Raw genomic sequence first — 21,616 nt, 5'->3', positions numbered from 1 at the left:
TCGACCCTATTTTCGTCTCGCGCAGGCTCTTCACCGGGGGGGCCTCGCTCGACCCCGGCGCGGCGGCGCCGCGGCGCCGCGCCCCCCCCCCCAGGGCCGTCGGGCTTCAGGCCCCGCTCGGGCGGGACGATGGCCGCAGTGGTCCGGTGCAGACGTAGTCGGCCGTCGCCGCGGTGTGGTCCTGCCAGACCGTCGCCGTGCCGTACTCGCAGACCATGTCGGCCAGGTTGTTCATGGCCGGTTCCGCGCGTTCGAGGAGGAACAGATCGACCGTGGCCGCCATCGACTTGCTCACCTGCCCCGGCGAACTGCCGTCGTCGAGACGGGCGGTGATCCGTCCCGTGCAGGTGAAGCGGGGAAGGTCCGTCGTCGCGCTCTGTTTGCACACCGGTGTCAGCCGGGTCGCCTCACGCAGGCTGCTCTCGACGTGCCTGGGCTGGGTGGCGTAGAGCTGTCGCGGCGAGGTGTACTCGGTGTCGGGCACGAACAAGTCGTCCTCCACGGCGATCTGTTCGTCGAGATAACGGTCGTAGGCCTGCTGGAGCTGCCCGTCGCCGCCGAGGCGGTCGCGGAAGGCGTCGAAGCCGGGCACGTCGTCGGAGCGCAGCCGGCCGTACATCTCGGACAGCAGCTCGGGCCGGTCGCGGCCCAGCATGGCGAAGAACGAACCGGCGTAGCTGTAGAAGCGGAAGCCGTCCCGCGCGTACTCGGCGTGCAGCAGTTCGCGGACGGTCATCCTCGGCCCGCCGCTCTGTGTGTCGCGGATGACCGAGCCGATCAGGTCCTTGCGCAGCCTGACGCCGTCGTCGCGGGTGGCTCCGGCCAGGTATTCGGCCATTCCCTCATCGAAGGCGGTGGTGCGATCGCCCTCGTACCAGGGCCCTTCGCCGAAGAAGCCGGGCACGGCGAAGCGGCCGTTGAGGTAGTGGACGTACTCGTGCCGGAAGAGCTCCTCGAGGGTGAGCCTGGAGTCCTGGGGGACACGGCGCTGGTACGTGTAGAAGGTGGCGCCGTTCTCGATGTAGACACCGCCGTTGTCCGTGCCCATGCCGAACAGGTAGGGGTGGAACGTCTCGTAGTCGGCGCGGGAGGCGTAGAGCCGTATGTTCAGCCGGGTGTTGGGGTCGCCGGCCAGCGGCTCCCGCGTGCCGAGGATACGGAAGAACTGTGCCTTGACCTGGGTCGAGGCGTAGTAGAGCTGCTCCACGACGGGGTTGGCGAGAGAGGTGCGGGTCTCGATGCCCCCGTCCTCGTAGCGGTACCGGCGCGGGAAGACCTCGGCCTCCACGTCGGAGCGGCAGGCTCGGTAGGGGGCGCACAGGCTGTGCTGCTCCAGCCAGCCGGCCAGGGCCAGCCAGGGCGCGGAGAGCCGGTGAAAGCGCTCGGTGACCTGCGGGAACAGCTGCTGGAGATCGCGTACGACGTCCTGCTCCAGCGGGGCGAGGGTGCTCAGCCGCCCGTACTCGCCCAGTCCGTCGCGGATCAGCCAGATGTGCTCACTCGCCAGATGCGTGTACCCGGCGAACGCCCGGAGCGCTGCCCGGTAGTCGGCGTCGGCCGCGACCGCCGCCTCGAAGCCTTTGTCGTCGGTGGTCAGACCGCGGAAGTTGAGCACCAGCGCGTCCAGGGCGCTCGTCCGGTGGACCTGGCTCTTCCACTGGTCGGTGCTGCCGTCGACGGTGCGCAGCAGTTTCTTCAGCAGTCCCAGATAGTGCTCACGGACGCCGGCGGTGTCCAGCACCACCATGAATTCGTGCAGGGTGCCGCCTGCTGTGGCGGTGTCGTCGAAGGCGTGGGGGTTGGCGGTGAAGGCGTCGGCGGCGCTGCGGACCGCGGCGCGGAAGGCGGCGCCGCCGAGGTCGATGTCCTCCTGGTACCAGTCGTGGTAGACGGCGGCGTGCAGGAACCACCACAGCTCGTACAGATGGCCGGAGTTGGTGCCGTCGTTCTGCGGTGCGACGGCGGCGATACGGGCGAGCACGGCCTCGGCGTGTTCGGGGGTGAGCACCCGGGCGAGGTCGGCGTCGTAGGTCCACACCAGCTGTCCGAGGCAGCTCTCGACCGTGGTCTCCGGGGCGGTGAGGAAGTCGGCCAGCTGACGGGGATTCAGTTTGCCGACGTCGGGGCGGGTGCAGGGCACTTGAGCGGGAGCCGGGCCTTCGCCGGTGTCGGTCTGTGCGGGGTCCGCCGCCACCTGGTCGGCTACGCCCTGAGGTGCCTTGGTGAGCAGTGCTCCCTGCGAAGAGAGCGGAGCGGAAACGGAGTCGGCCGAGATCGCGGGGGCCTTGGCAAGCCGTACCGCGTGGTCGCGTGCGCCGCCGTCCCGTTGCCCGGCTGGTCCCGCCGCGGTCCGGCCGGCGACGCCCGCGGGAGAGCTGGAGTGGGGCCGGGCAGCGGGTTCTGCCTGAGCCGGGGCCGGGGCCGGCAAGGAACCGAGGCCTATGAGCAGGGCGATGACGGGCCCGGCCGTGAGAGCTGCTCGACGGTGGGGACGTCTGAGCCTGGGCATGAGAGGGGTCCTCTCGAGAGGTGAGGCGGCGTCAGCCGCGGGGCTTCGAGAGGTAGGGTGTGACATTTTACTGATGAGGGTGAAGGGAGAAACCGGCCAAGAATTGACGTAGAGTCAGCTACCGCGAACTGGGCTGCGGCGGCATTCGGTCGTCCCGGACCATCCGGTGCGACCGTGCAATTTCACATGCCACACGAGCGGACTGCCGGGACGCGGGTGCACACGCCTTCTCCACTCTCCGTGAACCCACTTCGACACCGCTCCCCCACCTCCGCGAGCACGGAGGCGTCAACCGCCGTCCCCCCGAGAGGGCGGGCCGAGCGAGCCGACGGACGCGCCGTCCCCGGCGTGCCGGTCGGCCCACAGGGTGCGGACATGACCGAGATGGTCGCGCATGCAGCCCTCGGCGGCCTCCGCGTCCCCGGCCAGCATCAGGTCCAGGAGCTGCTCGTGCTCCTCCGCCGAGGCGACCAGAACGCCCTTCTCCGCCAGGCTGGTCAGGCCGTAGAGGCGTGAGCGCTTGCGCAAGTCGCCGACCACCTCCACCAGACGCTGGTTTCCCGCCAGGGACAGCAGCGACAGGTGGAAGCGGCGGTCGTGCTCCAGGTAGCCGATCAGGTCGCCCGCCCGGGCCGCCTCGACGATCCGTGCTGCGGTCGGGCGCAGCGCCTCGAGCTGGCGGTGGGCGGCGGTACGGGCTATCCGGCCCACCAGGGGGACCTCGATGAGCCGGCGGATCTCGGTGTACTCGTCGAGGTCGCGTTCGGAGACCGCGGTGATCCGGAAGCCCTTGTTGCGGACCGGTTCGACCAGGCCCTCCTTGACGAGGTCCAGCATGGCCTCCCGTACCGGGGTCGGCGATACGCCGAACTGCCCGGCCAGCGCCGGGGCGGAGTAGACGACCCCGGGACGGAGCTCGCCCGCGATGAGAGCGGCCCGCAGGGCGTGGGCCACATGATCGCGGATGTTGCGCCGTTCCGGTACGGCGGGAAGCTTCAGGGAGGAGCCGTGATCGGCGGTCATGGGACGGTTCTCCTCGGGCGGCGACGGCGGCGGTGATGACGGCTGAACCGGCCGGGCAGAGCGACCAGTTGCCAAGATATCCGCGTCGCGGCCGGTCGCGCCGGTGATCCCGGGCGACGCAGCCCGGAATTGGCGACCATGGGTACCCGAGCTTCCGGGCCCTCGGACCGATGGACAACGTCACCCGCAGGCCAGGCCTGGTCATCACCGAGGGGACGTACGTCGGCCAGGACTCGGCGGGCAGCAGTGACCGCGTGCCCCGGTTTTACGGCGAGGACGCGCTCGCGGGCTGGGCCGCGGTGGCGAGCGCGGTCCACCGAGCGGGCGGGAGGATCGTCGTACTGATCCTGACCGTCCCCGGACGGCAACGCCCCGGCACGTCGTGTGCCTGTCGCTGCCGTGGGACGACCGACAAGGGCCGCGGGTCAGCGGCCCTTGTTCGCGTTCCGGGGCGCGACTGCGGGCCGGTGACTTCCGCGGCGGGCTTCGATCGGCTCGATCCCCTCACGTCATGGTTGCCGGGGGCACACCTGCCCCGAGAACTGTGGTGTCCCACCACATGGGCCGCTGACCTGGGCGTTTCTACGGTGTGGCGACACGAAGAGCCCCCGTCCCCCGCCCGGAAGTGGTGACCATGGCTACCCCGGCCTCCGCGCCCCCGAACCCCGGATCGCTGCGCCGTATCGTCGCTGCGAGCCTCATCGGCACCACCATCGAGTGGTACGACTTCTTCCTCTACGGCTCCGCGGCCGCGCTCGTCTTCAACAAGCTGTTCTTCCCCGGCTCCGACCCGCTCGTCGGCACGCTGCTGTCGTTCCTCACGTACGCGGTGGGCTTCGCCGCCCGCCCGATCGGCGCGCTCGTCTTCGGCCACTACGGCGACCGGCTCGGCCGCAAGAAGCTGCTGGTGCTGAGCCTGCTGCTGATGGGCGGCGCAACGTTCGCCATCGGGCTGCTGCCCACCCACGCCACGGTCGGCTCGGCCGCGCCCGTGCTGCTCACCGTGCTGCGCCTGGTGCAGGGCTTCGCGCTCGGCGGCGAATGGGGCGGCGCGGTACTGCTGGTCTCGGAGCACGGGGACGCGAAGCGCCGCGGCTTCTGGGCCTCGTGGCCGCAGACGGGTGCCCCGGCCGGGCAGCTGCTCGCCACCGGTGTGCTGTCGGCGCTGACCGCGCTGCTGTCCGACGCCGCGTTCGAGTCGTGGGGCTGGCGGGTGCCGTTCCTGCTCTCCGGTGTCCTGGTGCTGGTCGGGCTGTGGATCCGGCTGTCCGTCGATGAGTCGCCCATCTTCAAGGAGGCCCTCGCCCGCGCCCAGGCACGCAAGGCGGCAGAGCAGGGCCTGGTGGAGAAGATGCCGCTGGTCGCGGTGGTGCAGCACCACTGGCGCGATGTCCTGGTGGCCATGGGCGCGCGGATGGCGGAGAACATCAGCTACTACGTGATCACGGCGTTCGTGCTGGTCTACGCGACGGTTCAGGCAGGCCTGGACAAGCAGACCGCGCTCAACGCCGTACTGATCGCATCAGCCGTGCACTTCGCGGTGATCCCGGCCTGGGGCGCGCTGTCCGACCGTATCGGCCGGCGGCCCGTCTACCTTCTGGGCGCCGCGGGCGTCGGTCTGTGGGCGTTCCCCTTCTTCGCGCTGATCGACTCCAGGAGCTTCGGCAACGCAACGCTGGCGGTCACGGTCGGCCTGGTCTTCCACGGCGCGATGTACGCGCCGCAGGCGGCCTTCTTCTCGGAGATGTTCGCCACCCGGATGCGGTACTCGGGGGCCTCGATCGGCGCCCAGTTCTCCTCGGTCGCCGCGGGCGCTCCGGCCCCGCTGATCGCCACGGCGCTGCTGGCGGACTACGACAGCCCGACGCCGGTCGCGCTCTATGTGATCGCCGCGGCGCTGCTGACGCTTCTCGCGGTGGGGCTCGCCAAGGAGACCCGGCACCGGGATCTGGCCGAGATCGAGCCGGGGTCCGCGGCGGGCGCTCCCGCTCCGGCCCCGCCGGCCCGCACGGTCTGAGCCCGCCCGGGCTCCGGCCCCGTGGTCTCGGGGCTCCCCTGCCGCCGCTGCGCGGTCCGGCTCGTACCGGACCGCGCAGCTGCGCGTCAACGGCCGCTCAGTGCTTGCGCCGGCTCTTCCCCTTGAGGGAGTCCCTGGCTCCGTGAAGGTTTTCCTTCACCACGTCCATGGCCTCTTTGGCCTTGCCTTTGGACTGGTCGGTCCGGCCCTCGCCACGCAAGCGCTCGTCGCCCGTGACCTTGCCGACCATCTCCTTGGCCTTGCCCATCATCTTGTCGGCGGTGCCCTTACGGCCGCCGGTCCGCTCTCTCATGGGAGTGCCTTCCTGTGGGTACGGACTGTTCTGTCCGACACCCACGCTGCCGCAGGGCCCCCGGCCCCGCACCCCGGCAGAGCCGTCAGCGGTCGACGGCGGCGGACAGCCGGTGCAGCCGCAGGGCGAGCTGGATCTCCAGCGCCCGGGAGGGGGACTGCCAGTCGGGCCCGAGGAGCCGGCCGATCCGCTCGAGCCGCTGCGCGACCGTATTGACGTGCACATGCAGTTCATCTTTTGTGCGGGCCGGGCTCATCCCGCTGGAGAAATACGCGACGAGGGTGCGGACCAGGTCGGTGCCGCGGCGCTCGTCGTAGTCGGTGACGGCGCCGATGGTGCGGTGCACGAAGGCGCCGACATCACGGCTGGGGCCAGCAGCAGCCCGAGGAACCCGAAGTCCTCGGCGGCGGCGCCCTGTCCGCTCCGGCCGAGCAGTTGCAGCGCCTCCAGACAGCGCTGCGACTCCGCGTACGCGAGGGCGACCTCCCCGGGGCGGGCGGCAGGCTCCGGTACGGGCCCGGACGCCCCGACGGTGACCGGACTGTGCACGGCGATGCCGAGCTGCCGGGCGGCCTGCCGGGCAGTCCCGGCCACGCTGTCCTCGGAGCCGAGCGGCAGCAGGAGTACGGTCCCACCGTCCCGGGCGGCGGCCAGCCCGTGCCGGGTCGCGGCCAGGTGGGAGGCGGCGGACCACAGGCGCTGGCGGTCGGCGGCCTCTCCCCCTCCCGGGGCTGCACCCTGCTCGAACCCGTCCGGGCCGGCTGCCGCCACCCGCGCGGAGAGGACCACATGCGGGGCGTCCAGGTCGGCCCGGAGCCGTGCGGCACGCTCGCGCAGCAGCCGGGGGTCCCGGTCGGGAGCGTCGAGAAGGTCGTCGAGCAGCTCGCCACGGACCCGCTGCTCGGCCTCTCCGGCGGAGCGGCGGGCGAGGAGCAGCAGCGAGGTGACCATGGCCGCCCGCTCGAGGGTGCGCTGGTCGACGGGGTCGAGGTCCTGATGGCCGTGCAGGATGAGGGCGCCGAGGAGTTCGCCGCCCGCGGAGACGGCGGCCAGCCAGTCCTCGCCGTGCCGTACGGCGTGCCCGCCGCTCCGCGAGCGGTCCACGGCCCGGTCGGGCAGGGCCTCCGCCTCCACGAACTCGACGGTGCCATGCAGCACTTCGGCCAGTGAGTCGGCGACATCGTGGACTCCGCCGCCGCGCAGCACCAGTTCGGTCAGCCGGTCGTGCACCTCGGAGGCGCGCTCGATGACGCCGCTGCGGTCACGGATGATCTCGTTGGCCGCCTCGAGCCCCGCGAGAGCGGAACGGGTCTCCGCGAGGAGGTTGGCGGTATCGAGGGCGACCGCGGCGTGCGCGGCGAACGAGGCGAGCAGAGCGATCTGTTCGCGCTCGAAGACCCTGGCTCGCCGGTCCGCGGCGAACAGGACGCCGATGACGCCGCTGCCGATCATCAGCGGCACACCGAGGATCGCGAGGAGTCCCTCGTCCCTCACACCCGAGTCGATGGCGCGGGTGTGCTGGAAGCGCGGGTCCTCGAAGTAGTTCTCGGTGACGTACGGGCGGGCGGTCTGGGCGACGAGCCCGCCGAGCCCCTCCCCCATGCCGAGCCGCAGCTGCTGGAAACGCGCCGACACCGATCCGTCGGTGACCCGCATATAGGTGTCGCCGGCCTTCGGGTCGTTGAGGGTCAGATACGCGACTTCCGTGCCGAGCAGCGAGCGGGCGCGCTGCACGATCGCCTGCAGCATCGCGTCGAGGTCGCGCAGCCCGGCCAGGTCGTGCGCGGTCTCGATGAGCGCGGAGAGCTCGGCCTCGCGGCGGCGGCGGCCTTCCAGCTCGCTGCGGACGCGCAGAGCGAGGAGCTTGCCGCGTTCCAGGACGGCGAGCTCCTCGGCGGAGGCTCCGTCGGCGCGGGCGCGCAGAACCGGCCGTTCGTACTCCTCGGCGGGAGCACCGTGGGAGAGAAGCTCCAGGTAGGGGGCTTCGGCCGGCGCGGCGGGGCGGGCGCGTGGACGGGGGCTGGGCATGGTTACAGGGATACCTGCCTGACCTGCGGCTGCGCCAGCCCGGCGGAGGGACGTACCGGACGGCGGTAGGGGGCGCCGCGCCGCGGAATCGGCGGGGTGCGCGGGACGTCCGTGACCGCGCGCCCCGAAGGGGCCAACCGGCCACGTACCCTCGCCGACCCCACCGGACCCCGCGGAGCCCCTGGCGCCGTTGCCAGGACTGCGGGGGCTGCCGGGGCCTGCAAAACCGTCGCCGCCCTGCGGACCATAAGGACGGCAGGGCCGCCGGAGGGGGCAGCACCCGCGGAATGCCCCGGGCCGTCGGGACCCGCAGGGCCGTCGGCGTGCGCGGCGGCGGTGTCCTCGCCGGAGGCGCTCAGTGTGCGGTCCAGCCGCCGTCGAGCGGGAGCGAAGCACCGGTGATGAACGAGGCCGGCGGGGAGCAGACGTAGGCCACGGCCTCGGCGACCTCCTCGGGCTCCACCAGCCGCTTCAGCGCGGAGCCGGCGAGCATGATCTCGGAGACGACACGCTCTGCGGGGATGCCGTGCGCGGCGGACTGGTCCGCGATCTGCTGCTCCACGAGCGGCGTGCGGACGTAGCCCGGGCTGACGCAGTTGGAGGTGACCCCGTGCTCGGCACCCTCCAGGGCGGCGACCTTGGAGAGGCCTTCGAGGCCGTGTTTGGCGGCGACGTACGCGGACTTGTAGGCGGAGGCACGCAGGCCGTGCACGGAGGAGATGTTGACGATCCGGCCCCAGCCCTGCCCGTACATGTGCGGGAGCGCGCCCCGCACGAGCCGGAAGGGGGCCTCCAGCATCACGGTGAGAACCGTGGAGAAGACGTCGGGCGGAAAGTCCTCGATGGGGCGGACGAGTTGCAGCCCGGCGTTGTTGACGAGAATGTCGGTGCCCGCGGCGGCATGCTCGGCCGCGTCCAGATCGGTGAGGTCGAGGACGTGCGGCTCGACGGCCCCCGCCAGGCCCGCAGCGCACTCGGTCAGATCGGCGAGCCCGCCGGCATCCCGGTCCACGGCCCGCACCTTGGCTCCGGCCGCGGCGAGCCGGAGCGCACAGGCGCGGCCGATTCCGCCGGCGGCGCCGGTGACGAGTGCGGTACGGCCGACAAGGTCGAGGGCCACGGAGTGGGGGGCGGGACCTGGTGAGGCGGGACCCGGTGAGGTGGGCACGGTCATGCCCGGCACCCTAGGCAGCGCGGACGGCCCGACCGATGTGGCGGCGCAGCGCACCATACTTCAGAGGCTGACGATGGGCTGGAACCATGCCGGGCCGTCGCTCAGCGCCTGCTTGATGCGCATCAGGGCGAAGTCCTCCAGCTCGGGAAGCCCGTCCATCGGGAACCACGCCACGTCCAGCGACTCGTCGTCATTGACCCGGGCCTCGCCGCCGACCGCGCGGCAGCGCAGGGTGATGTCCATGAACTGGCACTGGTCGCCGTTGGGGTACTCGACGGGGTCAAGCGCCTGGACGAGAACGACGCGCTCCGGGACGCAGCGCACCGCGGTCTCCTCGTACACCTCGCGCACAGCCGTCTGGGAGGGCTGCTCGCCGGGGTCGGGGATGCCTCCGATGATCGACCATCTGCCGGTGTCGGCGCGGCGTCCGAGCAGCACCCGCCCGTCGTCGTCGAACACGATGGCGCTCACACCGGGCAGCCAGAGGAGTTGGTGGCCGGCGCTCGCGCGCAGCTCGCGGATGAAGTCGGGTGTCGCCATGCGAGGAGCCTAGAGGAGCCGGTTCCGACTCCGGTGGGACGGCCCACTGCTCAGTCGCCGGGCCCGGGCCCGCACGGGAGTCGGCGTGCGGCGTCGCCGGGGGAGAGAAGGGTGTGCGCCGGTGGGATCAGGCCTGGGTGGCGCGGCGGGCGGCCATGCTGCGCAGTCGGTCGCTGATCACCTTCACCGCGTCCTCCGCGTCGTCCACGGTCACGGTGAAGATCCGGCCGTCGCCGAGGCGTACCACGAGGCCTTCGCCGCGGCGCACTACGACGGCTGTGCCCTTCTCCGGGCGCCAGCGGCAGCCCCAGCCGCCCCAGTCGTGGGGGGTGACGCGGGGCGCGAAGGAGGCGCCGACGACATTTTCGAGCGGGATCCGGCGGCGCGGCAGCCCCACGTGGCCGCAGCGCACTTCGACGGCGTCGCTGTCGACGGTGACGTGGACGTGGACGAAGGCGAGCGTGCCGAAGATGATCAGCAAGCCGGCTGCCATACAGCCGATCACCGCCATGAGGAGAGGGGCCAGTCCCGAGTCCCACGGTGAGTTCACCGCGAGCTGGATGCCCAGGGCCAGGAAGGCCCCGCCGATCGCCGCGAGCGGCCACTGCGCACGGTTCGTCGCACGTCCGGTCCAGACCTCGGGGACGGGTCCGGCCGCAGCTTCCTCGTGGTCGTGGAGGTCGTCCCTCATGTCAGGATCGTACCTGTGATCTGCCGCGGCAGCAGCGAGTTGCGAGCCGCCACTGTGTGTGTATGACCAGGCTGGACAGTGCGCCCCGCCGCACCCGGGCGGACGGCGCCGCTTCTGGAACAGCCCTAGCCGCGGGCGGGGCTCGCGGCCGCGAGTGCGCGCCCCTCTGCGTACGCCAGGGCCGCGGCGGGGAGCGCGGACTCGCGGCCGCTGAGGATCACCGTGAGCTCGTCGGCCGGATCGGCGGCGGGTGCGGGCTGGGCACCGATCCGGCGCAGCGCCTGGGCGGCGACGGCTCCGGCGGAGCGGTGCAGCGTGGGCGAGGCGCCCTGCTGCCGCAGGGCGGCCCTGATGCGTTCGGCGACCAGCTCGTAATGGGTGCAGCCCAGGACAACGGCCCTGACGTCCCGGGGCGTGAGGGCGGCAGCCGTGGCGATGGCGGCGTCGATCGCCGGTTCGTCCGCGCTCTGCACGGCGTCGGCAAGGCCCGGGCACGGCACTTCGGTGGTCATGACACCGTCGGCGTAGTCCTTGATCAGCCCGCGCTGGTACGGACTGCCGGTCGTTGCGGGCGTGGCCCAGATGGCCACGGGGCCGCCCGCGGCTGCGGCGGGCTTGATCGCCGGTACCGTCCCGACCACCGGAAGTGTGGGCTCCAGTTCGGCGCGGAGCGCGGGAAGGGCGTGTACCGAGGCGGTGTTGCAGGCGATGATCAGCGCGTCGGGCCGGTGCAGGGCGGCTGCCCTGGCGCAGGCGAGCGCGCGGGCGCTGACGTCTCCGGGAGTCCTGGGGCCCCATGGCATGCCGTCGGGGTCGGAGGAGAGGACGAGTGCGGCATCGGGCCGCAGCTGTCGCACGGCGGCAGCGGTCGGCAGAAGCCCGATCCCGGAGTCGATGAGGGCGATCTTCACCCGGCAACCTTAGTGGACGGTCCGTTCGGGGCCGCCTGCGGAGGGGGGTCTCGGGCCGTACCTCGGAAGGCCTACGGGGATGCCCCCGGGACGCGTTGTGGCCGCCGCTCACCCACCACCCCTCCAACCGAAGCTTCCGCCCCCGTACTCCTCCGCCGCATGCCGCCGCTGAGCATCGTGTGTCACTCGCTGCGGCCATGCCTCCCCTGGCGGACACCTCACGCGCAGCGCTGTCTCGTGGCGGCGCGGCAGGTGACCACCGCACGGAGACGCGGCAGGTGACCGCACGGAGAAACGCCCCGCGCATCGCCGCCGCCGGGACCCCCGTCCGGCAGACTGCCGTGGGTGAGCCCGCTTACCTGGATCGCCGTCGGATCGCTCGCCGCCTGGGGATGGCTGCTGCTCGGTCAGGGGTCGTTCTGGCTGGCCGATGTACGGCTGCCGCGGCGGGAGGATCCGGCGGAGTGGCCCGCCGTTGCCATCGTCGTACCGGCCCGGGACGAGGCGGAAGTGCTGCCGGTGAGCCTCGGCTCGCTGCTCGCCCAGGAGTATCCGGGGCACGCGGAGGTCTTCCTGGTCGACGACGGGAGCACGGACGGCACCGGACGGCTGGCACGCGAACTCGCCGACCGCGCCGACCGCGCCAGGGGTCCGGCCCTGACCGTCTGCTCTCCCGGCGAGCCGGAGCCCGGGTGGACCGGCAAGCTGTGGGCGCTGCGGCACGGCATCGCGCTCGCCCGTACCCGCACCCCGGCACCGGAGTATCTGCTGCTCACGGATGCGGACATCACCCACGCGCCCGACAGTCTGCGCGCGTTGGTGAGCTCCGCCCGCGGCGCGGACCTCGATCTCGTCTCGCAGATGGCGCGGCTGCGCGTGGCCACGTTCTGGGAGCGCCTGATCGTCCCGGCGTTCGTCTACTTCTTCGCGCAGCTCTATCCGTTCCGCCGGGTCAACCGCGCCGGGGCGCGCACGGCCGCCGCCGCAGGCGGCTGCGTACTGCTGCGCGACAGCGCGGCCGAGCGGGCGCGTGTCCCGGAGAGCATCCGCGACGCCGTGATCGACGATGTGGCCCTCGCCCGGGCGGTGAAGCGCAGCGGCGGGCGCATCTGGCTGGGGCTCGCCGACCGGGTGGACAGCGTGCGCCCGTATCCGCGGCTGGGCGAGCTGTGGCGGATGGTGTCGCGCAGCGCGTACGCCCAGCTGCGGCACAATCCGCTGCTGCTCATGGGGACTGCCGGCGGTCTTGCGGTGGTCTATCTCGCGCCCCCGGTGGCGGTGGTGGGAGGGGCACTGACCGGGAGCCCCCTCCCGGTGGCGGCCGGGGCCACGGCGTGGGCGGCGATGACCGGCACGTATCTGCCGATGCTGCGCTACTACGGCCAGCCGCTGTGGCTTGCGCCGCTGCTGCCGTTCACCGCAGCGCTCTATCTGCTGATGACGCTTGACTCGGCCGTGCGGCACTACCGGGGGCAGGGGGCGGCTTGGAAGGGGCGGACCTATCCGCGGCCCGCCCGGCCCGGCGCAGCGGAAGAGGGCGCCCGGCCCTGAGAGGGCGAAGCGCGAGCTGTCACGGCATCGCGGCTTCCGCGCGGAGCAGGACATGCGGGAGCAGGGACGGGAGGGGCCCGGCACGACATGCCGGGCCCGGGGTGTCACTTGCGGCCGGGGGTCCAGTTCATGCCCCACCCATAGGCGTAGTCGACGGTGCGCTGCGGGCTGACGCCGCGTTCCGGGATCAGGTAGCGGGCCTCGCGCTGGACGACGAGTTCACCGCCTCCGGTGTTGGTGATGAGCGTGAGGGCGCAGACCGTGGACGGGACCGTGCACTCGTCCAGGGAGAAGTCCACCGGGGCGCCGTGCTGCGGCTGGAGGGTGACGGTGGCGTGCAGATCGGCGAAGCTGCGCGCGCCCTCGTAGATCGTGACGAAGATCAGGATGCGGCGGAAGGCGTCCTTGCGGTCGAGATTGACGGTGAGGTTCTCGCCCGAGGTCGCGGCGCCGGTCCGGTCGTCGCCGTCGAGGTGGATGAAGGGCGGCTGGTGCAGCGAGCCGAAGGCGTTGCCGAGCGCCTGTACGACGCCCTTGCTGCCGTCGCTGAGCTCGTACAGCGCGCACAGGTCGAGGTCCAGGTCGGCGTGCATGGCCAGGGCCCGGCCGAGCTTGCTGCCCCACCCCTTGAACTGCTTGTGCACCTGCCAGTTGAGATTGACCCGCAGCGCTCCGGATGTGCCGCCCTGCTTGGTCAGTGAGACCGCCGGGGACTCCTTGGTCAGCGTGACCTTCGTGAGCCTCACCGGTGAAGCCGGCGAAGCAGCGGGGGGCGCCGGCTGCCGTACGGGCGCCGGGGGCGCGGCCGGCGCCGGATGGACTGCCGGGGACGGACCGGAAGCGGGAGCAGGTGCCGCCGCGGGCTGCGGCTCGTCGACCGAGATCCCGAAGTCCGTGGCCAGCCCGGCGAGTCCCGTGCCGTAGCCCTGCCCGACGGCCCGGAACTTCCACGCCCCCTGCCTCCGGTACAGCTCACCGAGGACGAAGGCGCTCTCGACGGAGGCGTCCTCACTGTCGAACCGGGCGAGCTCCGCCCCGTTCGCGGCGTCGAGTACGCGGATGTGCAGCCCCGGCACCTGCCCGAAGTTGCCGCCGTCCGCGGATGCCGCGAGGACGACGGTCTCGATCGCGGGCTCCACCCCGGCGAGATCCACGGAAAGGGTGTCGGTGACGGAGCCCCCGGCGGTGCGCTTGCCCTCGTGCCGTACGGCGCCGGAGGCGTGCACGGCCTGGTTGTAGAACACGAAGTCCGCGTCGGAGCGGACCTTGCCCGATTCCTGGAGCAGCAGAGCGGACGCGTCGGCGTCCGGCACCCCGGGCCCCTCGCGCCAGCCCAACTCGATCCGCACCGCGGACACCGGAACCGGAACGTTCGAACCCTTGCGCATCGCCACGCTCTCCCCCTCCTTGCTCTTCTCCGACCGAGGTCAGCGACCGTGATGTCCGGGAACAACCTATGACTCGCGGTCCGCCGGCGGTACCGTCCCCGCCGGGCGAGACCCTCCACTCTTCCGGGCCAACCCGCGGTAACCCGTCGGGAACTCGGCCTTTACGCGATTTACACCGGCAGGAAGCCCGTTTCCCCCACCTTTGCTCACATTGGTGATCGAGAGCCGCTCCGAACACCAGAAACAACCCTCTTATCGGTCTCCCCAACCAGCACATCGTGGGCTTAACTTATGCAGCATGACCTCCCCCCGCTCCACCTATGGCGGCGGTTACTACTCCGCGCCTTCCTTCCCGGACACCCCGATCTACGACAGCCTGGTCGCAGAGCGGGGCACCCCGCAGATAGCCCCGATACGGGTCCCGTCCGCGTATGACTCCGGCAGCAATCTGCCGGCGCTCTCCTCGGCGCTTCCCGCGCTCCCCGCAGGTCCCTCCCAGCACTACGCCCCCGGGTACGGCTACCCGGCCGCCGCGCAGCAGCCCACTCCGCTGCAGCAGGCCCAGTCGCCGTACATCCCGCAACAGGCCACGGCCCCGCGCGGTTACCCGGGCCCGCAGCAGTACCAGGCCCCCAACGGCTACGAGCAGATGCGCCCGGCCGCCCCCCGCCCGGCCGCACCCCGCCCGGCGGCTCCCAGGCCCGCACCGGCGCCGTACGAGGACCCGTACGGCCGTCAGTACCAGCAGGGGCGCGGTTACTGACCGGCTCGTTCCGGTCCGGCCGCTCTGCCGGGTGCCGGACCCTGCTGTCAGACTGGGCTCATGCCAAGCCCAACTCTCCGCGCGGTCCGCGTCTACCCGGTCAAGTCCGTGGCGGGCCATGCCCCCGCCGAGGCGACGGTGGAGCCATGGGGACTCGCCGGGGACCGCAGATGGACACTGGTCGACTCCGACGGGCGGACGATCACCCAGCGCCGTTGTCCCCGGCTGGCGTTGGCGGCCGCCGAGCCATTGCCGGGGGGAGGCATCCGGCTCAGCGCGGCGGACCGTGAACCACTGTCCGTACGCGTCCCCGAGCCCGTCGGCACCGTCGCCGTGGAGGTCTGGCGCGACAAGGTCGACGCGGTGCCGACAGACCGGGCGGCGTCCGAGTGGTTCAGCGACCACCTCGGCACCGACGTGCGACTGGTGTATCTCCACGACCCGGCGCACTGCCGTCCCATCGACCCCGCGTACTCCCGCCCCGGCGAGACCGTGAGCTTCGCCGACGGGTATCCGCTGCTGCTCACCACCACGGCCTCCCTCGACGCCCTGAACTCCCTTATCGCCCAGGGCGACCACGCGGACGAGGGGCCGCTGCCGATGAACCGCTTCCGGCCCAACGTCGTCGTGGACGGCACCGCGCCCTGGGCCGAGGACGACTGGTCCCGGATCAGGATCGGCGAGGTCTCCTTCCGCGTCGCCAAACCGAGCGGCCGCTGTGTGATCACCACGACAGATCAGCGGACGGGTGAACGCGGCAAGGAGCCGCTGCGTACCCTCGCCCGGCACAGGCTCGATGGCGATCAGCTGATTTTCGGCCAGAATCTGATCCCCGAGGGCACCGGCACCCTCCGCACCGGGGACCCTGTGGAGGTCATCGGGTAACCCGCGCCGGGGCACGCGGGGGCACGGGTGACGTCGCTCTCTCTTGACCGCCGCCACGCATGTGCCGCCCGGTATGTGGTAGTTACCGATGCACGGAAGGGGGTGGATGACAGTGCGGGCCATTCGCGGACTCTGGCGGTGGCGGCGGAATCCGCTGCGCCGCGGAACCGATCTCACCGAGGCCTGGGTGGCGCTGCTCGCCGCCCTGTTCATCGTGGTCGGCGCGCCGGCCGTCGGCCTGACGTCCCGCTCTCTCGTGCACGACGCCCTGGCACGGTCCGTATCGGAACAGCACCAGCAGCGGCACCTCGTGACGGCGACGGTCGTCCGGCAGCTGCCCCATCCACCCGTCGACCCCGACCCCGAGACCTCGTCCGACCGGGACGCGCACCGCCGCGTCCTCGCCGGCTGGACATCCCCCCGCGGGGCCGGTGCGACCGGCCCCGCGGGCCATGAACCCGGGCGACCGCTTCCGGGTCTGGACCAACGCCCGGGGACAGCTCGTCCCCCGTCCCATGGACGCGTCGACAGCCGCCGCGCACGCCGCCCTCGCGGGTGTCGGCGCGGGCGCCGCGGCGGCCGGACTGCTGGAGGTCGCACGGCGACTGGTCGTATGGCGTCTGATGCGCCGGCGGTACGTGCAGTGGGACCGGGCGTGGGAGCGGGCCGGTCAGGACTGGGGCCGGACCGGCGCAGGCAGCTGACCGGTCAACTCCCCCGCGCCGCGCACGCTACGGTGGAGCGCCAGTACACCGCCGTACGCGGTGAACGCACGCACGAGGTGGGGGCACGGCAGCAGCATGGCACCACAGGGCACGGTCCAGGTGACGCACACCGGTACATCGCGGTGGCGGCGCCGCACGGGAGAGTACGCCTCCCTCGCCGCGGCCCTGGAGGCCGCGGGGGACGGCGACGTGCTGTCCATCGCCCCCGGTACGTACCGCGAGAACCTGGTCGTCCGGCGGGCCGTCACCCTGCGCGGCCCGGAAAGCGCCCGCGGCTCGGTGCGCCTCGCCCCGGCCGACGGGGTCGCCCTGACCGTCCGCGCCTCCGCGACCATCCAGGACCTGTACATCGAGGGCCAGGACTCGGCAGCGCCCGCGCTCCTCGTCGAGGACGGCGCACCGGAGTTGACCGGCCTCAGGGTGGCGACCCGCTCGGCGGCGGGCATCGAGGTCCGCGGCGGCGCCCGCCCCATCGTGCGGCGCTGCACCGTCGACAACCCCGGCGGAATCGGTATCGGCGCGATGGACGGCGCGGGCGGGGTCTTCGAGGAGTGCGAGGTGGTCTGCGCGGGCCAGTCCGGCGTGGCCGTGCGCGGCGGCGCGCACCCACGGCTGGAGCGCTGCCGGATCCACCACACCTCCGGCGCCGGGATGTCGCTGACCGGCGAGGGCAGCTCGCTGGAGGCCATCGGCTGCGAGGTGTACGAGATCAAGGGCACCGGCGTCCAGGTGGCCTCGCGCGCGACCGGGATCCTCACCGACTGCACGGTCCACCGCACGTCGGCGGACGGCGTCACCCTCGACACCGACGCCGTCCTCACTCTCTCCGACTGCGACATCCACGACATCCCGGAGAACGCGGTCGATCTGCGCTCCCGCTCCGTACTGACCCTCACCCGCAGCAAGGTGCGCCGCTTCGGGCGCAACGGGCTGTCCGTCTGGGACCCGGGGACGCGGGTCGACGCCAACCAGTGCGAGATACACGAGAGCACGGGCGACTACCCGGCGGTGTGGGTGAGCGACGGCGCGGTGGCCGTGCTCGACTCGTGCCGGGTGCACGATGTGCCGGACGCGCTGTTCGTCCTCGACCGGGGCTCGCGCGCGGATGTCGTGGACAGCGACATCTCGCAGGTCCGCAACACTGCGGTGTCGGTGAGCGACGGGGCGAGCGCACAGCTGGACGACTGCCGCATCCGGGAGGCCTCGACCGGCGCCTGGTTCCGCGACCACGGCAGCGGCGGCACCCTCGCGGGCTGCACCATCGACGGCGCGGCCACGGGCATCATCGTCACCAAGGGCGCCGACCCCACCGTCGAGCGGTGCACGGTCACGTCACCCACGGAGGCGGGTTTCTACGTCTCGGCGGAGGGCCGCGGCACCTTCGACAACTGCCGGGTGACGGGCAGCAGCGGCTACGGCTTCCACATCATCGACGGCTGCCGTACGACCCTGACACGCTGCCGTACCGAGCGCTGCGCGCGCGGCGGTTACGAGTTCGCCGAGGAGGGGCCGGTCAGCGAGGACTGCACCAGCGACGAGAGCGCCGAGCACCGGCGGCCCGCTGCGCCCGCTGCCCTTGCTCCCGCCGTGCAGACCGCTTCCCGGACGGCCGGCCTGCTCGCCGCCGTACCCGCGCAGCAGCCGTCCGCGGCCTCCGGGGCGGTGGAACCGGAAGCGGAGCCCGCACGCCCGTCCGGCGCCGTGCTCGGCGAACTCGACGCGCTGGTGGGCCTGGAGGGCGTCAAGCGGGAGGTCCGGGCACTCACCGACATGATCGAGGTCGGCCGCAGGAGGCAGCAGGCCGGGCTCAAGGCCGCGTCCGCCCGCCGCCATCTGGTCTTCACCGGCTCCCCCGGCACCGGCAAGACCACGGTCGCCCGGCTCTACGGCGAGATCCTCGCCTCGCTGGGCGTCCTGGAGCGCGGCCATCTCGTCGAGGTGTCCCGGGTCGATCTGGTCGGCGAGCACATCGGCTCGACCGCGATCCGCACCCAGGAGGCGTTCGACCGGGCGCGCGGCGGCGTGCTGTTCATCGACGAGGCGTATGCCCTCTCCCCCGAGGACTCGGGGCGGGACTTCGGCCGTGAGGCGATCGACACCCTGGTGAAGCTGATGGAGGACCACCGGGAGTCCGTGGTGGTGATCGTCGCCGGGTACACGGCGGAGATGGCCCGCTTTCTGTCGGTCAACCCCGGTGTGGCGTCCCGCTTCTCCCGCACCATCACCTTCGGCGACTACGCGCCCGAGGAGCTGCTGCGCATCGTGGAGCAGCAGGCCGAGGAGCACGAGTACCACATCGGTGACGGCGCCTCCGAGGCACTGCTCAAATACTTCACGCTGATCCCCAAGGGCCCGGCGTTCGGCAACGGCAGGACCGCCCGCCAGACCTTCGAAGCGATGGTGGAGCGGCATGCGGGCCGGGTGGCCCAGCTCGCCGCCCCGAGCACCGAGGACCTCACCCTCCTCTACCCGGAGGACCTGCCCGAGCTCTCCTGAGCGCCGTCCTCCTCGCCGCGCGGGCGCGGCACGGCGTCCGGGAGGCACGGGGCGTCCGGGAGGCGTGCGAGGAGGTCCGCGCGCTCCTCGGCGAAGGCCGGGTCGGCCTGGTAGTCGGAGTGGCCCAGGATCGGGGCGGGGAGCGGATGTTCGGCGGTGCGGCCGTAGGCCAGCGGGTCGAGCAGCGGGCCGCGGTCCACCTCCGGCTCCGTGCCGGCGACCGGCAGGACGGGTCCGCCGATCGGGTCCGTACGGCGCCACAGGTTGCGCCAACAGTGCACCTCGCGGTGGAGGGCACGCAGCTTGCCGGCACCGAAGTATGCCGGGAACCAGCGTCCGTACAGACGCTCCAGGGGCGAGCCGTACGTCAGCACGGCCACCCGGCGGCGGGTGCGGGGGTCGAGCTGCCAGACGGCGGCGGCGGCCAGGACGCTGCCCTGGGAGTGACCGGAGATCACCAGCCGCCCGCCGGTGCTCTGCGTCCAGGTGGCGATCCGCCAGGTGAGGTCGGGGACGGCCCGTTCCGCGTAGCAGGGGGGCGCGAAGGGGTGCGCCGCGCGCGGCCAGAACGTGCCGACGTCCCAGAGGATGCCGATGGTGCGGCGGGCGGAGGCGTCACGGTAGGCACGCCGGCCCGAGGCGATGAACAGTATGAAGCCCAGGCCGATCAGCCACGAGCCGACCGCCTGCGCGGTCTGGGCGCAGGCGGCGATCACACCCGGGGCGCCCTCGGCCGCCCGGCCAGGTACCTCGCTGGTGCCCCAGGCGCCGAGGACCGCGACGCCGCCGAGCACGAGGGTGATCACGGCGGTGGTGCCGACGAACCAGGGGGCGCAGTCGGTGAGTCCGGCGCGGGCGACGGTCCCGGCGATCCTGCGGGTGCGGGCCGTGTCCGCCGGCTCGCACGGGTAGACCTCGGGCATGGCGCGGATCTCCTGGCGGCGGACCCGCCAGGTCTGGCCGGCGAAGTAGCCCGCGATGATCACAAGGGCGACGAGCAGCAGCGGGATGATCGCGGCCTGCCAGGAGAGCACCACCGGCGGCCCGGTGATCGGCCCGCCCTCCATTCCCGGGGTGCCGGGACCGTCCAGCCAATCAGCGACGCGCTGGGCCACTCCGCCGGACATCAGTCCGCCGAGCGCGCAGGCGAGCATCGCCACCGCCGCTCCGCCGAGTCCGCCCAGCACGCCGCGCTCCTCGGGGGCGCTGCGGCGCAGCCGCCAGGCGGTCGCGGCGATGCCGAGGACGAGGGCGCCCTGACCGAGGGCGATCACGCCGAAGGTCTCGTCGCCCGGCAGCAGTCCGCTGGAGGTCCAGCCGGGGCGCGACCAGGCGGCGTGCAGCACGGCGACGCCGAGGATGCCGAGGGCGGTGCCGGGCAGGGCCCGCACGATCGCCTTGTCCAGCCGGTCGTCGGGCTCGGTCTCGCTGCGCCCCCTGCTGCACACCACCCACACCACGAAGGTCCCCGCGGCCACCAGCGCCGCTTCGAGCCCCCAGCCGAGGGCGTCCAGCCAGGCGCTGCCGCCGGGCTTGCGGTCGTAGCGGGTGGCGGCCGCGGCGAGGGCGGCGGCGACGGTGAGGAAGCCCGCGGCGGTGTGGGCGGCGCGCAGCCGGGCCACCAGACGGCGGCCGTACCAGAAGCCGGGCAGCCGCAGCGCGGGGCGGGCGCCCGCCTCGGGGTCGTCCTCGCCGACCGCGCGGCGCAGCGGCGGCTGGCTCTCGTACGCGCTCCAGGTGCGGTGCGAGAGCCACCACAGCAGTCCGGTGAGGGCGGCGGGCACGAGGGCGGCGAGGGCCAGCCGCCGGCCCGGCAGGCTCCACCAGCCGCCGTGGTCCGGGGAAAGGAAACCGAGCCAGGACTTGTCCGCGGCACAGACCGCGGAGCCCGCGCACTGCCAGGCCAGCAGATCGAGCGCGACCTCGCAGGCGGCGGCGACCAGCAGCACGGTGAGGCTCAGGGAGAGCAGCCGTACGAGGACACCGTAGGTGCGCACCGCGGTGTGGCGGCTCGAGGAGGCGGGCCGCATCCAGTGGGCGAGGTTGGCGACCATGAAGGGCAGCAGCACCAGCCACAGGGCGCGGGCACCGTTGCCGGAGGTCAGATTGGACCAGCAGTAGGCCTCGGGGACGGGCCGGTCCCGGTACTCCTCCGGTCGGCACTCGGCGTCGGCGTCGTCGGTGCGCCGGAAGATGCCGGCGGTCTCGTCCCCGGTCACGAGGACCGTTCTGGGATCGTCGAGCATCTCCTGCGGTGTGGTGCCGCCGACCCCGTGCACCAGGAGTTCGAGGGCGAGTTCCGGCTCGCCACCCCGTCTCGTATCGCCCCGCCCCGCCTCTCCCCGGTCCGTCCTCGTGCCTGTGTCCGGCTGCATGGCCGACGCCATCGCCTCTCCCCCGATCCCGTACGAGTGCCGCTCCAGGATCCTGCCAGGGCGGGGCGGGCGCAGCCCCCTGCCGGTGAGGGAAGCCGGATCGTGATGTGGCACGACGGGCGCTCGGTGGTGGTGCGGGGGCGCACGCCCGGCCGGTGTCACCGGCCCATGCGAGGATGAACGCGGACGGGCCGGGACGATCATTGCGGGTGGAAGGACGGGCCGGG

General features: G+C 72.7%; 14 protein-coding genes and 3 pseudogenes. 7 read left to right on the top strand and 10 right to left on the bottom strand.

What is annotated here, in order from left to right:
* Positions 1-106: 106 nt before the first annotated feature.
* Both ABZW18_RS22645 and ABZW18_RS22640 read right to left on the bottom strand, forming a co-directional pair.
* Complete coding sequence (locus ABZW18_RS22645; RefSeq protein WP_356190129.1) at positions 107-2,509, bottom strand: collagenase; 2,403 nt, start codon at positions 2,507-2,509, stop codon at positions 107-109.
* 288 nt (positions 2,510-2,797) lie between these two features.
* On the bottom strand, positions 2,798-3,532 hold the full coding sequence (locus tag ABZW18_RS22640) for a GntR family transcriptional regulator (protein ID WP_356190126.1): 735 nt from the start codon (positions 3,530-3,532) through the stop codon (positions 2,798-2,800).
* Positions 3,533-3,726: 194 nt separating this feature from the next.
* Between ABZW18_RS22640 and ABZW18_RS22635 the strand changes: the two are divergent.
* Both ABZW18_RS22635 and ABZW18_RS22630 read left to right on the top strand, forming a co-directional pair.
* Positions 3,727-3,870, top strand: a pseudogene (locus ABZW18_RS22635) (12-oxophytodienoate reductase); the annotation flags it as partial.
* 296 nt (positions 3,871-4,166) lie between these two features.
* A complete protein-coding gene (locus ABZW18_RS22630; RefSeq protein WP_356190124.1) occupies positions 4,167-5,549 on the top strand; it encodes an MFS transporter in 1,383 nt (460 codons plus the stop codon).
* Positions 5,550-5,646: 97 nt separating this feature from the next.
* Here ABZW18_RS22630 and ABZW18_RS22625 read toward each other — a convergent pair whose 3' ends face one another.
* The 6 genes and pseudogenes from ABZW18_RS22625 to ABZW18_RS22600 all read right to left on the bottom strand — a co-directional run bounded on the left by ABZW18_RS22625 (position 5,647) and on the right by ABZW18_RS22600 (position 11,206).
* A complete protein-coding gene (locus tag ABZW18_RS22625; RefSeq protein WP_356190122.1) occupies positions 5,647-5,862 on the bottom strand; it encodes a CsbD family protein in 216 nt (71 codons plus the stop codon).
* Positions 5,863-5,947: 85 nt separating this feature from the next.
* Positions 5,948-7,890 (bottom strand): annotated as a pseudogene (locus ABZW18_RS22620) (GAF domain-containing protein).
* A 355-nt stretch (positions 7,891-8,245) separates the two neighbouring features.
* Positions 8,246-9,064 (bottom strand): 3-hydroxybutyrate dehydrogenase, encoded by an 819-nt coding sequence (locus ABZW18_RS22615; protein WP_356190119.1) that lies wholly within the window; start codon positions 9,062-9,064, stop codon positions 8,246-8,248.
* Between the two features lie 60 nt (positions 9,065-9,124).
* The gene (locus ABZW18_RS22610) at positions 9,125-9,604 is read right to left on the bottom strand and encodes an NUDIX domain-containing protein (protein ID WP_356190117.1); all 480 of its coding nucleotides are present in this window, start codon (positions 9,602-9,604) and stop codon (positions 9,125-9,127) included.
* Positions 9,605-9,731: 127 nt separating this feature from the next.
* Positions 9,732-10,295, bottom strand: a complete 564-nt coding sequence (locus ABZW18_RS22605) for a hypothetical protein (RefSeq protein ID WP_356190114.1) — start codon at positions 10,293-10,295, stop codon at positions 9,732-9,734.
* Between the two features lie 125 nt (positions 10,296-10,420).
* A complete protein-coding gene (locus ABZW18_RS22600; protein WP_356190111.1) occupies positions 10,421-11,206 on the bottom strand; it encodes an aspartate/glutamate racemase family protein in 786 nt (261 codons plus the stop codon).
* A gap of 345 nt (positions 11,207-11,551) precedes the next feature.
* Here ABZW18_RS22600 and ABZW18_RS22595 point away from each other — a divergent pair, with 345 nt between their 5' ends.
* Complete coding sequence (locus tag ABZW18_RS22595) at positions 11,552-12,757, top strand: glycosyltransferase (protein WP_356190109.1); 1,206 nt, start codon at positions 11,552-11,554, stop codon at positions 12,755-12,757.
* A 104-nt stretch (positions 12,758-12,861) separates the two neighbouring features.
* Here ABZW18_RS22595 and ABZW18_RS22590 read toward each other — a convergent pair whose 3' ends face one another.
* Positions 12,862-14,145 carry a TerD family protein gene (locus tag ABZW18_RS22590; protein ID WP_356190139.1) on the bottom strand — a complete coding sequence of 428 codons (1,284 nt, stop codon included), beginning with the start codon at positions 14,143-14,145 and terminating at the stop codon, positions 12,862-12,864.
* A gap of 298 nt (positions 14,146-14,443) precedes the next feature.
* On the opposite strand from ABZW18_RS22590, the gene ABZW18_RS22585 reads away from it, so the two are divergent.
* The 4 genes and pseudogenes from ABZW18_RS22585 to ABZW18_RS22570 all read left to right on the top strand — a co-directional run bounded on the left by ABZW18_RS22585 (position 14,444) and on the right by ABZW18_RS22570 (position 19,014).
* A complete protein-coding gene (locus tag ABZW18_RS22585) occupies positions 14,444-14,908 on the top strand; it encodes a DUF6643 family protein (protein ID WP_356190108.1) in 465 nt (154 codons plus the stop codon).
* 60 nt (positions 14,909-14,968) lie between these two features.
* Positions 14,969-15,793 (top strand): MOSC N-terminal beta barrel domain-containing protein, encoded by an 825-nt coding sequence (locus ABZW18_RS22580; RefSeq protein WP_356190106.1) that lies wholly within the window; start codon positions 14,969-14,971, stop codon positions 15,791-15,793.
* A 112-nt stretch (positions 15,794-15,905) separates the two neighbouring features.
* Positions 15,906-16,497, top strand: a pseudogene (locus ABZW18_RS22575) (hypothetical protein).
* 96 nt (positions 16,498-16,593) lie between these two features.
* Complete coding sequence (locus ABZW18_RS22570; protein WP_356190103.1) at positions 16,594-19,014, top strand: right-handed parallel beta-helix repeat-containing protein; 2,421 nt, start codon at positions 16,594-16,596, stop codon at positions 19,012-19,014.
* Here ABZW18_RS22570 and ABZW18_RS22565 read toward each other — a convergent pair.
* Positions 18,984-21,401, bottom strand: a complete 2,418-nt coding sequence (locus tag ABZW18_RS22565) for a hypothetical protein (protein ID WP_356190101.1) — start codon at positions 21,399-21,401, stop codon at positions 18,984-18,986. The two genes, ABZW18_RS22570 and ABZW18_RS22565, sit on opposite strands and share 31 nt — an antisense overlap.
* Between the last annotated feature and the right edge of the window lie 215 nt (positions 21,402-21,616).

It is taken from the genome of Streptomyces sp. NPDC004647 (assembly GCF_040609575.1).
Lineage (GTDB): Bacteria > Actinomycetota > Actinomycetes > Streptomycetales > Streptomycetaceae > Streptomyces.
Note: the sequence above shows the minus strand (reverse complement) of the source record. Positions and strands in the feature narration are given on the sequence as shown.

Bases quoted from the DNA above. Each gene is read 5' to 3' on its own strand.
- ABZW18_RS22645 (WP_356190129.1), bottom strand. From the start codon at position 2,509: ATGCCCAGGCTCAGACGTCCCCACCGTCGAGCAGCTCTCACGGCCGGG.
- ABZW18_RS22640 (WP_356190126.1), bottom strand. From the start codon at position 3,532: ATGACCGCCGATCACGGCTCCTCCCTGAAGCTTCCCGCCGTACCGGAA.
- ABZW18_RS22630 (WP_356190124.1), top strand. From the start codon at position 4,167: ATGGCTACCCCGGCCTCCGCGCCCCCGAACCCCGGATCGCTGCGCCGT.
- ABZW18_RS22625 (WP_356190122.1), bottom strand. From the start codon at position 5,862: ATGAGAGAGCGGACCGGCGGCCGTAAGGGCACCGCCGACAAGATGATG.
- ABZW18_RS22615 (WP_356190119.1), bottom strand. From the start codon at position 9,064: ATGACCGTGCCCACCTCACCGGGTCCCGCCTCACCAGGTCCCGCCCCC.
- ABZW18_RS22610 (WP_356190117.1), bottom strand. From the start codon at position 9,604: ATGGCGACACCCGACTTCATCCGCGAGCTGCGCGCGAGCGCCGGCCAC.
- ABZW18_RS22605 (WP_356190114.1), bottom strand. From the start codon at position 10,295: ATGAGGGACGACCTCCACGACCACGAGGAAGCTGCGGCCGGACCCGTC.
- ABZW18_RS22590 (WP_356190139.1), bottom strand. From the start codon at position 14,145: ATGCGCAAGGGTTCGAACGTTCCGGTTCCGGTGTCCGCGGTGCGGATC.
- ABZW18_RS22585 (WP_356190108.1), top strand. From the start codon at position 14,444: ATGACCTCCCCCCGCTCCACCTATGGCGGCGGTTACTACTCCGCGCCT.
- ABZW18_RS22580 (WP_356190106.1), top strand. From the start codon at position 14,969: ATGCCAAGCCCAACTCTCCGCGCGGTCCGCGTCTACCCGGTCAAGTCC.
- ABZW18_RS22570 (WP_356190103.1), top strand. From the start codon at position 16,594: ATGGCACCACAGGGCACGGTCCAGGTGACGCACACCGGTACATCGCGG.
- ABZW18_RS22565 (WP_356190101.1), bottom strand. From the start codon at position 21,401: ATGGCGTCGGCCATGCAGCCGGACACAGGCACGAGGACGGACCGGGGA.